We start from the raw sequence: 15,332 nt of genomic DNA, 5'->3' as shown, positions 1-15,332 counted from the left end.
CAATTGGAATATACATCTTAAAAATATTAATAATCTGGTACGCTTTCGTTTAGTCAAAGTGGCTATTGAGATTTAGTATTAAACGTTGTTTTCTGGATAATTGTTCCTTATCTTTACCAATCGAGGAACGATAAGACCCAATTTTTAGGTCTTATCGTTCCACAAAAGGTAATATGGCAGACAGCGTTTATATATCAGAACATCTCACAAAACCTCAACTGGAGTTCTTGAAATTGCTGGACGACTATGAAATACAGTTGTTCAAATTCTCCGAAATTGAGCAGTTGCTAGAACAAAAGTTTGACAACTTAAGTGAAATCCTAGAGAATCTAGTCGATAAGGAACTACTTGTGCGAATAGAAAAAGGCAAATTTTGCAAACAAGGTTTTCGGGACGAATATGTCATAGGTACTTTTGTTGCTGAAAATAGTGCTGTCGCGTATTGGTCTGCATTGAATTTACATGGATTGACAGAACAGTTCTCCAATACGGTTTTTATTCAAACGACACATAAAAAGTACGATAAATCAATCTTAGGCACTTCTTATAAATTCGTTAGGATAGCAGCAAATAAAAAAACAGGAATCATACACAATGGTTATGGTAACCTTCAGTACCCAATAACCGATGTAGAGAAAACAATAGTCGATTGCTTTGATCTACCTCAACATTCTGGGGGCTATGCGGAATTGATTAGAGCAGTTGGTCAGGCGCAAATGCAACCCACTAAATTAGTCGAGTATTGCAAGGCTGTGAATAATATAGCGGTTACCAAACGAATTGGCTATTTGGTTGAACTTCTACAAATTACAGGCATGGAATCTTTTATTGATTTTGCCAAGATGCAGGTAAAAAATAAATATAATTTGTTTGATCCCCAGGGATTGGAAGAAGGTGAATTTGTTGCGGAATGGCGATTAAGATTGAATATCAGCCGCGAAGAATTGTTAGACATATCCAATAAGCAATACTAAATGATACTGAAAAAGGAAATAGAAAAAAAAGCATTGGAACACGAAGTGTCCAGAAGTACCATCGACAAGGATTGGGTATTGGGTCATTTTGTCGATGCTATATTTTCGATAGATTCCTGCAGAGAAACGTTAATATTCAAAGGAGGGACATGTTTACGAAAATGTTATATCCCGGATTATCGTTTTTCAGAAGATTTAGATTTTACATCCATCAATCCAGATTTTCAATTGGATGAAGATTTGTTGCGGCAAATCATGTCATTAGTACAAGAACGTACTGGAATGCAATTACATTTGGAAAAGCTGACCAATCTTCGGCACAATGATATGCCTACTGGATATGCTGCCGTTGTAAAGTTTTGGGGATCCGATCATTCCAAAGATCAAATTCCGCCGAATCCTGCCCGATGGAATACTTCCATTAAGATCGAAATTATTCTGTACGAGAAGATGCTGTTCGAACCGACCTTGAAAACGGTTTATCATGATTATTCCGATCAGCTGAGTTCTGCAGTAGACGCAATTGCCTGTTATGATATACGAGAAGTGTTGTCTGAAAAGTTAAGAGCTTTAATACAACGTTCGTATACAGCACCTCGCGACTATTATGATATATGGTATTTATCCAAACATGTCAATGATCTGCCTTGGACAGAAATCAAACAGGCTTTCTTAGAAAAAATGGCATTTAAAGGACTTGAATTTTCTGGTGTAGATCAGCTCATGAATGCAAAAAGTGAAAACACGGTTAAACGAGCATGGAAAACAAGTTTGGGGCATCAAATTTCTATCAAAAAGTTGCCCGCTTTTGACGAGGTTAAAAAGGATTTGGAACTATTGTTTAATACAATCTTTGATACGATATAATGGCCTTTAATGAAAACTCAAGAGTGAAAATTCCTGCACTTCTTCATTTAATGAGGTTGGGCTATACCTATATTCCATTAAGAGAACATATTCGAAGAGAAGATACCAATATTTTCGAGTCGATATTTTTAGAAAGCTTGCAAAAAATCAATCCGAGTACTCAACTGGAAGAGTTAAAAAGAGTATTGGATGAAGTAAGCTTGGAACTTGATTATGAAGATATTGGTGAAAAATTTTACCAGCGCTTAACAGCGACTTCCGGCATTAAGCTGATTGATTTTAAAAATTTCAACAATAATAGTTTTCACGTCACTACTGAATTGATCTGCAAGAATGGAGATGAAGAATTTCGACCAGATATAACCTTGCTCATCAACGGAATGCCACTCGCATTCGTAGAGGTAAAGAAACCACATAATAAGGAAGGCGTTTTGGCAGAGCGACGCCGTATCCACGCGCGTTTCAAACAAAAACATTTCAGGAAATTTGCCAATGCGACACAGTTGATGGTGTTTTCCAATAATATGGAATATGAAGATGGCATCGTCGAACCTGTATTTGGGGCTTTCTATGCTACTTCAGCCTATGCTGATTTGCATTTCAATTATTTTCGTGAAGATGCTGATTATCCGGTAAAACAGGAATTATTAGTACTGTCTGATGAGCTGGAAAATTTTGTTTTGAAAGATAACAACCTGCTGGTCATCAAACACAGCCCGGAGTTCAAAACCAACAAGGAGCCGTATACGCCTACACACCGCATGCTAACATCATTGTTCAGCAGAGAGCGGTTGGCTTTCCTCTTACGTTATTCTATTGCCTATGTTCGCGAAGAAAACGGATTGCAAAAGCACATTATGCGGTACCCTCAGGTATTTGCAACCATGGCGATAGCTTCAAAACTGGAGGAAGGAAAGACGAAGGGAATCATATGGCATACGCAAGGTTCTGGAAAAACTGCTTTGGCGTTTTACAATGTAAAACATCTTACCGACTATTATCAGAAGAAACACATTATTCCTAAGTTTTACTTTATTGTAGACCGATTAGATTTGTTAATCCAAGCCTCCAATGAATTTGCTAAACGTGGGTTGAAAGTCAATAAGGTTAATTCCCGCCAAGAGTTTATTGCAGATTTAAAGGTGGTTGGTGCAATCCATAACGATAGTGGACAAGCTGAAATCACGGTTGTTAATATTCAAAAATTCAGCGAAGACTCTACTGTTCCTGAAGATATCGGGTACGATATCAATACGCAGCGCATTTTCTTTTTAGACGAGGCGCACAGAAGCTACAATCCAAAGGGCAACTATTTAGCAAATCTGATTAATTCCGACAAAAATGCGGTGAAAATTGCTTTAACGGGTACACCACTATTAAAGGAAGTAGCGAAAGAATATGACTCTAAGTTACTCTTCGGTAATTATATCCATAAATACTATTACAACCGGTCCATTGCCGACGGATATACCTTACGGTTGATCCGTGAAGAAATTGAAGGCAGCTTCAAAATGGAGATGAAGGAAGTGATGGAGCAGATCAAAGTGCTCAGAGGTGATATCAAAGCGTCTGATGTATATGCTGATCGAAGATTTGCACAAGGATTGTTAGATTATATCGCCAAAGACATTGAGGATTTCAGGGATTACTGGAGGGATGAAACGCTCGGCGGAATGGTGGTTTGTGATTCGTCCAAACAAGCTAAAATGCTGTTCCAGTTATTTGAAGAAAAGTATGGCCAACAAGAGATCCATGTTCAGAATTTGTCCATAGCTGCTGATCCCGGAGTACCCTATGGAGATAGACGAGAAGAAAACCTGACTGCCGCTTTAATATTACATGACGAGAATGATAAGCAGATCCGCAAAGATTTGATCGAAGCCTTCAAAAGCGGGAAGATAGATATTCTATTTGTTTACAATATGCTATTGACTGGCTTTGATGCCAAACGATTGAAAAAGCTGTATTTGGCCCGAGTTATCCAGGATCATAATTTGTTGCAGACATTGACGCGTGTAAACCGTCCCTATAAAAATTATCAATATGGCTACGTCGTAGATTTTGCTGACATTTCAAAGGCATTTGACCGCACCAACCAATTGTATTTTCAGGAATTGCAGGAACAATTGGGTGATGAGATGGAAATGTATTCACATTTATTCAAGTCCGAAGCCGAAATCCGCACCGAAATAAATGAAATCCAAGAAACATTATTTCATTACGACACGCAAAATCGGGAAATTTTCTCCCAACAAATTGCAGCGATACACGACAAACATGAGTTGATACGATTGGTCAAGGCATTACGTACGGCCAAGGAGCTGAAAAACATTATTGCGATTAATGGCTATGAAGGTCTTGGAGAATTAGTGGACTTTGCCGTGCTGAACCGCTTACTCTTGGAAGCGCAAAGCCGATTGGATAATCTAAACTTTGTAGAAAGCCTAGAGAGCAGTGATGAAACCCGTAACCTGTTAGACGCCGCACTGGAAGATATCGTTTTCCAATTTATTAAAATAGGTGAAGAAGAATTGCGCTTAGCGGATGAATACAAAGACCAACTTCGTAAAACAAGAGAAGCCTTACAGCAAAATTTCGACACCGGCGACCCAGCTTTTATTAGTTTAAAAGAAGAGCTGGAAAGAATCTTTCGAAAGAAAAACCTGTCGGAAACCAATCAGGAGGATATGGTGGAAAACATGCAATTGCTTCGCCAGATCTACGATCAAGCCAAAGAGCTCAACCGTAAAAATGCGTTGTTACGAGCAAAGTACAATCATGATGAAAAATATGCACGTATCCACAAACGTTTGACCGAAAAAGGAAGTTTATCGGCTAAAGAAATGCAGTTGCACCGTGCGCTGATGCAAGTGAAGCTCGAAGTGGATGAAAAACTGGAAGGGCAAGAGGACATCTTGGAGAACCAAGCATGGTTCGACCGTTATGTCGTCAAATTAGTCGCTCAACAGTTTGTAGTGAAAGAAAAAATGGAACTGGACGCTACCACGCGTCAAAACATAAGTAATTTGATTGGGAAAGAATATTACCAATTACGCGGAAATATATAAAACATGACACACGATATTACCTATACCACAAAAACCAAACAGCTCATTGACAGTCTGAAAAGCGTATGTGCTAATTACGGTTTGGGAAATGATGGCGACGAATATAAAATCATAACACAAGTTTTTTTGTATAAGTTTTTAAATGACAAATTCCGATTTGAAGTCAAAAGACTGAGACCTGAATTGGTCGATAATAAGGAGTTTTATCGGAACTTGAAAAAGCTATATGATAGCGATATTGATCAGTATGAGTTATTGATGGACTTATTGGATGAAAATGTCCCCCGCCTGAAGCCTCATCAACTGATTTCTCACTTGTACAACATCCAAAACTCCGACGACTTCGCCAAAACGTTTGACGACACCTTAAGGGATATTAGTATCGAGAATGCGGATGTGTTTTCTATCAAATCATCGTCTGGGGCAAAAGATACTTTATTCGATAAATTTGACTACATAAAGGATACTTCACAACGTGATGACTTCTGCAAAGCGCTGATCAACAAATTGTTTGAATTTAGTTTTGAAGAGAGTTTTGAAGACTACTTTGCTGGAAAATACGATTTCTTTAAAGATATTTTTGAGTACCTTATTAAGGATTACAACTCCGACGCTGGTCGTACATATGCCGAATATTATACCCCGAATGCGGTAGCACGTATCATTGCCAATATATTGGTAGAGGGTGATGTGAAGAAAGTCCGCTGTTATGACCCTAGTGTAGGATCGGGATCCTTATTGATGTCCTTGGCACATAATATTGGCGACGATCGATGTACCATTTATTCGGAAGACATCTCGCAGAAGTCGAGTACGCTGATGCGTTTGAATTTGATCTTGAATAATTTGACGCATAGCATTCCGAATGTTATTAGAACTAATACTATATCAGAACCTTATTATTTAGAAAAGTTAAAATTTGACTACATCGTTTCCAACCCACCCTTTAAATTGAATTTTTCGGATTTTAGAGAGAATCTAGATACCGATCGCTTCAAAGAACGTTTTTTTGCGGGTATTCCGAAGGTAAAACCCAAAGAGCCTGAAAAGATGGAAATCTATTTGCTATTTATCCAACATATTATGCACAGTCTAAGCGATACCGGGAAAGCCGCTATTGTGGTGCCGACTGGGTTTATCACAGCACAAAGCGGCATAGAAAGGAAAATTCGTGAAAGACTGGTTGATAAAGGTTGGCTTCAAGGCGTGGTGAGTATGCCAAGCAATATTTTTGCCAGTACTAGTACCAATGTTTCGGTGATTTTCATAGATAAACAAGCAGGCAAAGAACGGATCGTGTTGATGGATGCGAGTAAATTGGGCGAAACTGTAAAGGAAGTTAAAAATCAACGTACCAAACTCACACCTGACGAAGAAGCAAAGATTGTCAACACCTTCCATAATATAGAAGTCGTAGAAGACTTGAGCGTGGTCGTCAATGCCGATGAAATCAAGTCGAAAAACTATAGCTTCTCTGCAGGTCAATATTTTGAAGTGAAGATAGAGTATGTGGATATCACGCCGGAGGCATTTGCTGATAAAATGAATGGCTTTGAAAGCCGATTGGCTGAGCTTTTTAAAGAAGGGAATAAGTTGGATGCTGAAATTCAGAAACAATTGAAAGGCTTGAGGTATGAGTAATTGGAGAAGAGTCGATGAAATTATAACATACCATGGAAAAGGAGTAACACCTAAGTATGTGGATAAGAGTTCTATCATTGTATTGAACCAAAAATGTATAAGAAATAATAAAATTGATTATTCATTCGCTCAATATATTGATGATAACAAAATTTATAATGAAGAGAAATTTTTGAAAATAGGTGACATACTTATAAATTCAACAGGTCAAGGAACAGCCGGAAGAGTCGCATTGGTTGAATATATTCCTGAAAACTTTAAAATTATTGTTGACTCACACATTTTAGTCTTGAGAACAAATAATTTTTTCGAATCAAAATGCCTGAATTATAGCCTATTTTCTATTGAGTCTACCCTGCAGAAATTTATGGATGGCAGCACTGGTCAAGGTGAGTTTGATAGGGTTAGATTATTTAACGTAAAAGTAGGGTATTCAAGAGATATTAGCACCCAACAAAAAATAGCATCTGTTCTTTCCGCATTAGACGATAAAATCGAGCTGAACAATAAGATTAATGCCGAGTTGGAAGCTATGGCAAAAATGCTTTATGATTATTGGTTTGTTCAGTTTGATTTTCCAGATGAAGATGGCAAACCCTATAAATCTTCCGGCGGTAAAATGGTACATAACAATGTGCTAAAAAGGGAGATTCCGGAAAGTTGGGGTGATAAAAGTTTACGAGAAATATGTTATGTAAATTCAAAACAGGTTAACTCTAAGTATGAAGGGAAGTACATAAATTACTTGGACACAAGCAATATCACTAAGAATAAACTAGGCGGAATTTCAAATTTTCATGTTTCTCGACGGCCTAGCAGAGCACAAAGACTTGTTGATAAAGATGATATTATATACTCTACAGTACGACCAATTCAACAACACTTTGGCATATTAAAAATGCCTTTGGAAGACATGGTTGTATCTACAGGATTTACCGTTTTGTCACATAAGCAAAACAGTAAATTCAATGACATTTTGTATATGTACCTTTCCTCTGATGAGATTATTATACGGTTACAAAATATTGCTCAAAATAGAGTGTCTTCGTATCCCTCAATTAGTGCTGATGACATTCTATCACTAAGTATGCCTTGGCCATTGGAAGAAAATTCGATTATGTTGATAGCTGAGCAATTAGGTAGGTGTCATGAGAAGATACATTTAAACCAAAGGCAAAACAAAGAACTCGCTCAGCTCCGGGATTGGCTATTGCCTATGTTGATGAATGGGCAAGTAAAAATTGGAGACAATAACAATGTAGAAAGTGATGCTATTTCAATTGCTGCAGAACCAGACGTATGCTATGGTAACACAGAACATTTAGATATTCCGTCCAACAGAAAAGGTTTTGCCCGGCAAGTTTTAGCTGGAAAAGTCGTGTCAGTATTTAAGGATGATCCGAACTTTTCCAATATCAAATTTCAAAAAGTCCAGTTCCTAGCTGAGCATATCATTGAGGTAGATTTGAATCAAAATTATTACTACCAGGCTGCAGGCCCGTATGATAATGCTTTCATGAAATCGATATACGGCCATTTCAAAACACAGAAATGGTTTGACTCGCAAAATCAACGCTTCGTACCGTTGACAAAAGAGGAAAGAATCGAGGGATATTATCAAGGTTATTTTGCACCGGTACAGGATCGATTGGATAGATTTTTTAATTTGCTTTATCAAACCACTGAAGCCGAAGCAGAGATAATTGCAACCCTCTATGCCGTATGGAACAACAGAATTATTCAAGGAACGACAATATCAAAAAATGAATTGATTGAAGACTTTTATAAGTGGAGCGATCGGAAACAGCAATATACTAGGGATCAAATATTGGTTGGATTAAAGTGGTTAAGAGATAATAACTTGGAGCCAAAAGGGTTTGGAAAACTGATAAAGAAGGCTAAGGGGAAATGAATCGTATAGAAATCACACCTTATTCAACAATTACAGATCAAAGCTATGTACAGGATACGGTTTTATCAATTGACGCAGCTTCGTTTGCTGGAGTTCCATTTCAGGGGGGAAGAATAACTTTCACTTTTATTGGTTGTAGATTCCGAAAAGTTTTTATTGAAAATTCAGAGGATATAAATTTCGAAAATATTAGTATCCAATTTGTAGCTTGTTATTTAGAAGATTTGCAGGTGGAGAATATTTTATCTCAAAATATCTCCATCCATTTTTTCAACTCTATTTTGACTGGGCGAATAAGTAGCCCTAACCTCAAATCAGTAAATATAAATAATTGCGTTGGCCGCAGTGTATTTTTCTTAGATCAGAATAGAGTAGATGTTTCATACACAGAAGAAAATGTATTTCCAAAATATTGGCGTAAATTACTGAAAGATATCAATACCGATTTTTTTACAGTTATTAACGAAAAGCAGTCTTTTAATATATACGACACAAAAATTGTTTCTTTTAAAACTAACGAAGCAAACGAAATAAGAAAGGGATTATACAAAAGAAGTTATGAGTCTTATCCGCCTTATAAAGTAGGTTACTACTTCACTGAAGAAGAGAAAGCTCTTTTGAACATCAATCTATTGATACAATATTCGAAGCCGGTTGAGGAACAAACTACAATAATTTCTGGATCCAATTTAAATTCGCTTTCGCTATCGGGAATGACAGAAGGTCCGCTATTGATTGAAAGCACAAAAATCAACAGGTGGTATATTTCTGATTTTCTCCCAAAAGGAGAAGTTAGCCTACATAACATCTATCCAATAGATGATCAAGCTGATAGTAAAATAGGAATACACAAGAGTAATCTTGATGGCGTTTGGTTTGATAACATAGATTTCGATAAATATAAGCGAATTTCTCTTTATAGATCCAAAGTTGCCAAAGCAACATTTACTTCCTGTAATTTTCCCGATCAATATTCGAGTTTTGAGAAATTTATGCCTATTGAGAATGTACATTATCCGGAACGGAAAACGCAAAATCATCACAAAGATCAATATGAGATATTTTTACAATTGAAAAGATCGTTGGAAAATACCGGAAATTACTATGAGGCGCAAAAGTTACAATCAATTGCCCATGATGCTTTGCACAAGATCAATTCGATTTCTTGCGGAGACCGTATCATTCTTAAAGTAAATAGCTTGTCAAATAAACATGGACTTTCGATTATTAGACCTTTTTTATGGTTCATAGGAGTTTCAGTACTTTTATACATACTCTATTTATTAAGTCTTGGGAGAATATTCAATTCTAACCAATTTGACCACAAACTAATCGGTTATTACTTTTCATTTATTGATCTCACGCATCGAAATGACTTTTTAGTTAATAAAGAAGAGTTTACGAACTGGTCATTAGCTGTAGATTATATCAGCAAGGTAATTTTTGGATTTATTATTTACCAATTTATTGCTGCGTTTAGAAAATATGGAAAAAAGTAGTTGAAATTATGAACAAGTTGATCATTATAGGTAATGGGTTTGATTTGGCTCATGGATACCCAACGAGGTATTCTGATTTTGTTTTATGGCTTGTAAAAACAGAACTTACAAATCTGTACACTGATCGCAAAACAAATTATAGACGAGAAAATCCGATATTCAATTGTTCGGTCAATAATAGCATTTATGTATCTGAAAGTTTAGAAGCATATTTGGATCAAAATATTATCACTATTATTGAGAGAGGCACACAGGAATACGTACCTCAAATAATTTTTGGTTGGGGAAATGATGTATCTAATACGCAAGATTACAGCCTTTTTACTGTAAATGCTCAAACCAATTTTGCTCGGAAACTTTTAAAGAGTTCTTGCGAAAACTGGGTAGATATTGAGAATGTTTACTACAAGTGTCTAAAAGAAATTCTAAAAAACAGTTTCCAAAATGAACAATACGATTGTACCGATGATATTTTGGAGTTAAATGCTCAATTAGCCTATTTAAGCAATCAACTGCGTCGATACCTCACATCTTTGGAAAAGAATAATTTGATCCCAGATTTCCAGGAAATTTTTGATAAACCGATAGATTTTACAAATCTCTTTAAACCTGATGGTTGGGAAGAACAAAATTTTGGCTTTGATACATTTCAGAAAACCAATAAGACTTATATACTAAATTTTAATTACACAAACTCTATTGAACAGTACTTTAAAGAAAAGGAGGATTTTGTAATAAATAACATTCATGGTTCAATAATAGATGATAATAACCCTATGATCTTCGGATATGGAGACGAACTTGATGAAAGCTTTGCAGAAATGGAAAAACAAGAAATCAAAGGTTTTTTGGAGCATGTAAAATCACTTTGGTATTTGCGAACAAGGAATTATCATGACTTAATACGATTTATTGAATCAGATTATTACCAAGTCCAAATTATAGGTCATTCGTGTGGACGCTCCGACAGAACACTACTAAATATGGTTTTTGAACATCAAAATTGCAACTCTGTCGATATTTTTTATCGTGTAAAAGAGAATGGTTTAGATAGTTTTAATGAAATATCAGAAGAAGTTTCTAGACAGTTTCGGGATAAGCAAAAACTTAGAAAGCGCGTTTTGCCAAAAAACAAACAGAATGTTATCCCGCAGTACATTCAATCAATAGAAATGGAAGCAAATATTGCCTAAATTACAAGCTATGACAGATGGATTATTTAAAAAATTAATTGATAATTCCGAAGGCCGATTATTGGATTACAAAATCTGCTGTTACAATTTTCAAAGCCAAAAGGAAGAGGCTGATGCAAAATTTGTCAAAGATATTATCAGTTTCTCAAATACCGTAAGAGATAACACCGCTTATATTATATTCGGTGTAAAGGAAGAATCTAACGGTATAAAATCTTTAGTTGGAATAACTGATTTTCCTGATGACGCAATATTTCAACAAAAAACAAAGTCTCGAATATTTCCGAGTCCTACCTTCTCATCCTATAAATATAATTATGATGGTAAATTATTTGGAGTTATTGAGATACCTTTGTATTCATATGCCAGACCATTAGTAGCTACCCAAAAATTGAAAGGACTCCAAATAGACAAAATATACTTGAGACAGGGATCATCCAATGAAGAAGCTACCCATACCCAAACAGAAGAATTAATTGACTGGTTGAAAAATCTTAAGCCGAACAATTCGACGACTGATAGGATAAAGGAAATCGACGACTTGATATCTTCGTTTTCCGATACATCACAAAAGCTTTCTGCTTTATTTGGAAAATGTAATAGCTTTTGTAGGAGCGTTAATAATCCTGAATTTAATTCTTTTGTGTCAAATGAACTCAATGGTTTGAGAAAAAGTGGTTATGATCAACAGGAATATAACTATAGAATAATTAGAGCCCCTGTCACACCATACACCATTCAAATACCATCATTTGGGCGAAAGAATGCTGACCAAATGATCGAATATTTCTTTGAATGAGATGAATTCAGAGAAGTAGAGTATTTATTTTCAAAATCTATATTTGAAATCGAATCGATAATTGATGATCTCAAACAGCAACCAAAATTATTACTACTTAATCATCCAAATAAAGAAGTATTTCCGGAAGCAGAAACAACCGTTGACAATGCCAGTATTTTTTTTGGCCCTCAAATGATGAATAATTTATATCTTAAAATAAGGATGAAGGCCGTAGAATTGTTGACTGAAATAAGCAAAGACCTAGAATAAAGTCTATTGTGTACTTTATCTATCCTTCAACAATTTCTCCAAATATTCTACCTTAGATTTTTCCGCTTCCAAAAGGCGTTCGTACAATTCAATGATTTTATCAAGCGGATTAATAGTGCACAAGTAATTGTTATTGTTTGAACTGCTTGTCTTGAAAAGTGTTATTCATAATATTGAACACAGCCTCTTCACTAAAATTCTCAATAGCTTCAGGAGTAACCCCTAATATTTCGGCTACCTGTGCCAATAGATCCGCTTCGATAGACGCACTTTTCTCAATATTGGATACCGTCTGCTGACTTACGCCCAATTCAATAGCTAAAGCTTTCTGCTTCATCCCCCGCAGTTCGCGGATACGGCTGATTTTTCTTCCTATATGGTTTGTTTGTCGTGTTGGTTGTACTCATAAGCCCAAAGTTAACAAATATTCAGCGTTCAAGATACGAAATATCTTGATATGGTACAAAACAAGGATAGCGTTGTACGATACAAAGGTTTTATACAATCCTTTTTGGTTCGGTACGTGGATGATACGGTGTTCATTTGCTTAGAAACAAATCCATAACACTATGCATCACGTAGAATATCAAAGTAGTTACATCACACTACTGACGGAAGAAGAAATACTAAATCCGTATTCCGTATTAGAAGAGACATTCAAAGAGTTTTCATCACCAACACACATACAGGATGAACTATTTGAAATTTTGACATTAGCCGTACGCCGAAATTATTGGCTGACCTATGAATCTCCTTTGTTACTGTACAAAAAGTACAAGAAATTAATACGTCTATTTGAAGCAGGGTGGCTGATCCAAAAGATAAGACCTGACCTTGATATATCTGAAAAATTCAGTATTCCCTATAAAAAGATTGAGGTCAATACGCCGAGAGGGGAAAGCGTCAAAACCAATTTCGACCCTATTATCAATGCCTACCAAACACTGGTCAGCATATACAGTTCAGATCCTCTATATTCATTAAGAAGTGACCTTTTCAACCTGTTGTTTGAAGGATTAATGCCCACCTGTGTTAACTATTCATATGAATTCGAAGGGCATATGGTGAAGGTGGTTGAGCAAATGAACGCTTTGATCAGCACTTTAAACATAATTGATCATCATGAACAGAACAACGTATTATCTCCCCGAGACGTCGAAATATTGATGAAGGAAAGGGATGAATTTAAAGCAAGAGATACATTATATGATTATGACAATGATATTTATGATTTATACAGTTACTCAAAAAAAGAAGAGGTAATAAAGGCTATACGTATTTCAAAGGAAATTTTGTTTACAAGAAATTTTTGGAAACTGCACGGCAATCCAGCCAATATACTACATTACTACCATGATTTTCTTTTTATCCTAGACTGCTATTGGGGACATTATCAATATATTCTTGAACAAGGAATGGATATAGATACTAAATGGAAATACCCTAAGGATAAGAAACAAGAGCTATACGGCATTGGATACAAATGGATTAAAAGGCCTTGGAAATATCTCCATAACCAATTTGAAAAGAAGTCTATCCAAGAATGGCGTGGTATGCTGGAACGCTGTTTGGAGGATGTATTGGGTAACCAACAAATCGGATATAGAGTTGACCGTAACAACAATGAAATATTGGATTTCATTGACGGGCTACTCTTCTTGGAGGGACTTTCGAAGTATGAACCAGAAATATATAGATCATGAGACAAATTAAAGAGCAGGAGAACTTGGAAAACATAGTCTCCCGAATAACTTCTAAATACAACATTGAGCAGATTTACCTTAATACCTATGATCGAGATATTTTACCTTATGAACTGATCATCCTTGTATCAAACAAATATGTCAAGACTTTAGGTGATCTAGTTCCAAAGATTGTAAATACCATTCGGGAATATCCGCAATACAAAACAATGTGCTATGTGGCATTTCAGGCAAAGGATAAGATCAGGGAAGGAAACCTATTTCTGTTTACGTCCTGTCAGCCCCAAAAACTCATTTACAATAAAGAGAATTCTGAATTTGTGCCGATACCCGAAAATTTTGATTATAAAAAATGCAAGGAGCTTACCGTCGCTTTGCAGGATAGGGAGCAACAGAAAATCGATGAGTTTAAAGCAGGTTATTACCATTTTAACGAAAAGGGAAAATATGCTTTGGCTTCTTTCATGTTGCATCAAACTGTCGAGTTAACCTATCGCTACCTAGAACTTCTACTTGTTGCCAAAGAGCGAATTACACACTCGATCCGATGCCATCACCTGTATCTGAAGGAAATCAGTTCTATTTACGCATGTGTGTTTGACGAAGATGATCACGACGATATCGTTTTACTTCAAATTTTGGAAGATATATATCGTTCAACCCGTTACGAAGATAATTTTGAGATCGACTCTGCTACGTTAAAACGATTAGAGGTAAAGATGGAAGGCTTACATAAAAATGCAGAACAGATTTTTAGTCATATTATGGATTCTTTTGAGCAAGCTTATCTCGAAAATCATCATATAACTGACGAAACACATCATTTACCAGGAAAAATAACAAGGACAAAGATGGATGAAAATGCATATCTGAAGGATGCTATCGAACAATTGAAAGTAAGCCTATCTGAGCCATTTATGATTTATTTGTTTGGATATCGTGCGCGATCATTTTTCATCGAAGGGATGATCAATGAGCGTGAAAGCACTGGTATCTGTGATTATTATTTCGATTTGCTGGTAATTAGCGAAACGGATATAAGGGAGCAGTTAAGCAGTTTACAACCGTTAATAAATGAACGTTTAGGAATTTCTTTATTTCTATTGTACTTTACACAAGACCAGGTCCAAAAGCAATTGGATAAAAACAGCCTATTCTTTCATCGAGTGCTCTGTGGTAATGAAACGTTGCTTCACGCGGGATTAGAAGCTAACAGTTGGCATTTTCATGAAAATAATGGCGTGCGTACAAAGCAAGAGTCAAACGGTTTCTTGACGAATGCATCAAGCTCGTTCGAGGAACATTTTCTGATGATTAGATATAATGATTGAGCTGTCCAAGAAGAATGTCCTTTTCGTGGAGCCGGAGGGATTGTTCGCGTCGCTCGTTTCCCATGCACTCGGCTGCTCAGAGATAGTTCAAAC

At 36.2% G+C, this 15,332-nt stretch carries 11 protein-coding genes; 10 read left to right on the top strand and 1 reads right to left on the bottom strand.

Annotated features, from left to right (window positions below; genetic code table 11):
- Positions 1–173: 173 nt before the first annotated feature.
- From G5B30_RS08620 to G5B30_RS08585, 8 genes are read left to right on the top strand one after another with little or no spacing between them, the layout of a single operon-like run.
- On the top strand, positions 174–974 hold the full coding sequence (locus G5B30_RS08620; RefSeq protein WP_165319592.1) for a hypothetical protein: 801 nt from the start codon (positions 174–176) through the stop codon (positions 972–974).
- A complete protein-coding gene (locus G5B30_RS08615; RefSeq protein ID WP_165319591.1) occupies positions 975–1,841 on the top strand; it encodes a nucleotidyl transferase AbiEii/AbiGii toxin family protein in 867 nt (288 codons plus the stop codon).
- Positions 1,841–4,909, top strand: coding sequence for a type I restriction endonuclease subunit R (locus G5B30_RS08610; protein ID WP_165319590.1), 3,069 nt, complete (start codon positions 1,841–1,843; stop codon positions 4,907–4,909). The genes G5B30_RS08615 and G5B30_RS08610 overlap by 1 nt, the downstream gene beginning before the upstream one ends.
- Positions 4,910–4,912: 3 nt before the next feature.
- Positions 4,913–6,550 (top strand): class I SAM-dependent DNA methyltransferase, encoded by a 1,638-nt coding sequence (locus tag G5B30_RS08605; RefSeq protein WP_165319589.1) that lies wholly within the window; start codon positions 4,913–4,915, stop codon positions 6,548–6,550.
- Positions 6,543–8,462: a restriction endonuclease subunit S gene (locus tag G5B30_RS08600; protein WP_165319588.1), complete on the top strand. Its 1,920-nt coding sequence runs from the start codon at positions 6,543–6,545 to the stop codon at positions 8,460–8,462. Before G5B30_RS08605 ends, G5B30_RS08600 begins: the two co-directional genes overlap by 8 nt.
- Positions 8,459–9,961 carry a hypothetical protein gene (locus tag G5B30_RS08595; RefSeq protein ID WP_165319587.1) on the top strand — a complete coding sequence of 501 codons (1,503 nt, stop codon included), beginning with the start codon at positions 8,459–8,461 and terminating at the stop codon, positions 9,959–9,961. The genes G5B30_RS08600 and G5B30_RS08595 overlap by 4 nt, the downstream gene beginning before the upstream one ends.
- Positions 9,962–9,969: 8 nt before the next feature.
- Positions 9,970–11,154: an AbiH family protein gene (locus G5B30_RS08590; RefSeq protein WP_165319586.1), complete on the top strand. Its 1,185-nt coding sequence runs from the start codon at positions 9,970–9,972 to the stop codon at positions 11,152–11,154.
- Positions 11,155–11,164: 10 nt separating this feature from the next.
- On the top strand, positions 11,165–11,953 hold the full coding sequence (locus G5B30_RS08585; protein WP_165319585.1) for a helix-turn-helix domain-containing protein: 789 nt from the start codon (positions 11,165–11,167) through the stop codon (positions 11,951–11,953).
- A gap of 382 nt (positions 11,954–12,335) precedes the next feature.
- On the opposite strand, the gene G5B30_RS17370 is transcribed toward G5B30_RS08585, so the two are convergent.
- The gene (locus tag G5B30_RS17370) at positions 12,336–12,542 is read right to left on the bottom strand and encodes a helix-turn-helix transcriptional regulator (RefSeq protein WP_240903154.1); all 207 of its coding nucleotides are present in this window, start codon (positions 12,540–12,542) and stop codon (positions 12,336–12,338) included.
- Between the two features lie 232 nt (positions 12,543–12,774).
- Here G5B30_RS17370 and G5B30_RS08575 point away from each other — a divergent pair, with 232 nt between their 5' ends.
- Positions 12,775–13,908 (top strand): hypothetical protein, encoded by a 1,134-nt coding sequence (locus tag G5B30_RS08575; protein ID WP_165319584.1) that lies wholly within the window; start codon positions 12,775–12,777, stop codon positions 13,906–13,908.
- Positions 13,905–15,239, top strand: a complete 1,335-nt coding sequence (locus tag G5B30_RS08570) for a HEPN domain-containing protein (protein ID WP_165319583.1) — start codon at positions 13,905–13,907, stop codon at positions 15,237–15,239. The genes G5B30_RS08575 and G5B30_RS08570 overlap by 4 nt, the downstream gene beginning before the upstream one ends.
- Positions 15,240–15,332: the final 93 nt, after the last annotated feature.

This window comes from Sphingobacterium sp. SGG-5 (assembly GCF_011043525.1).
Classification (GTDB): Bacteria; Bacteroidota; Bacteroidia; order Sphingobacteriales; family Sphingobacteriaceae; genus Sphingobacterium.
This window is presented reverse-complemented; position numbering and strand designations above follow the sequence as displayed.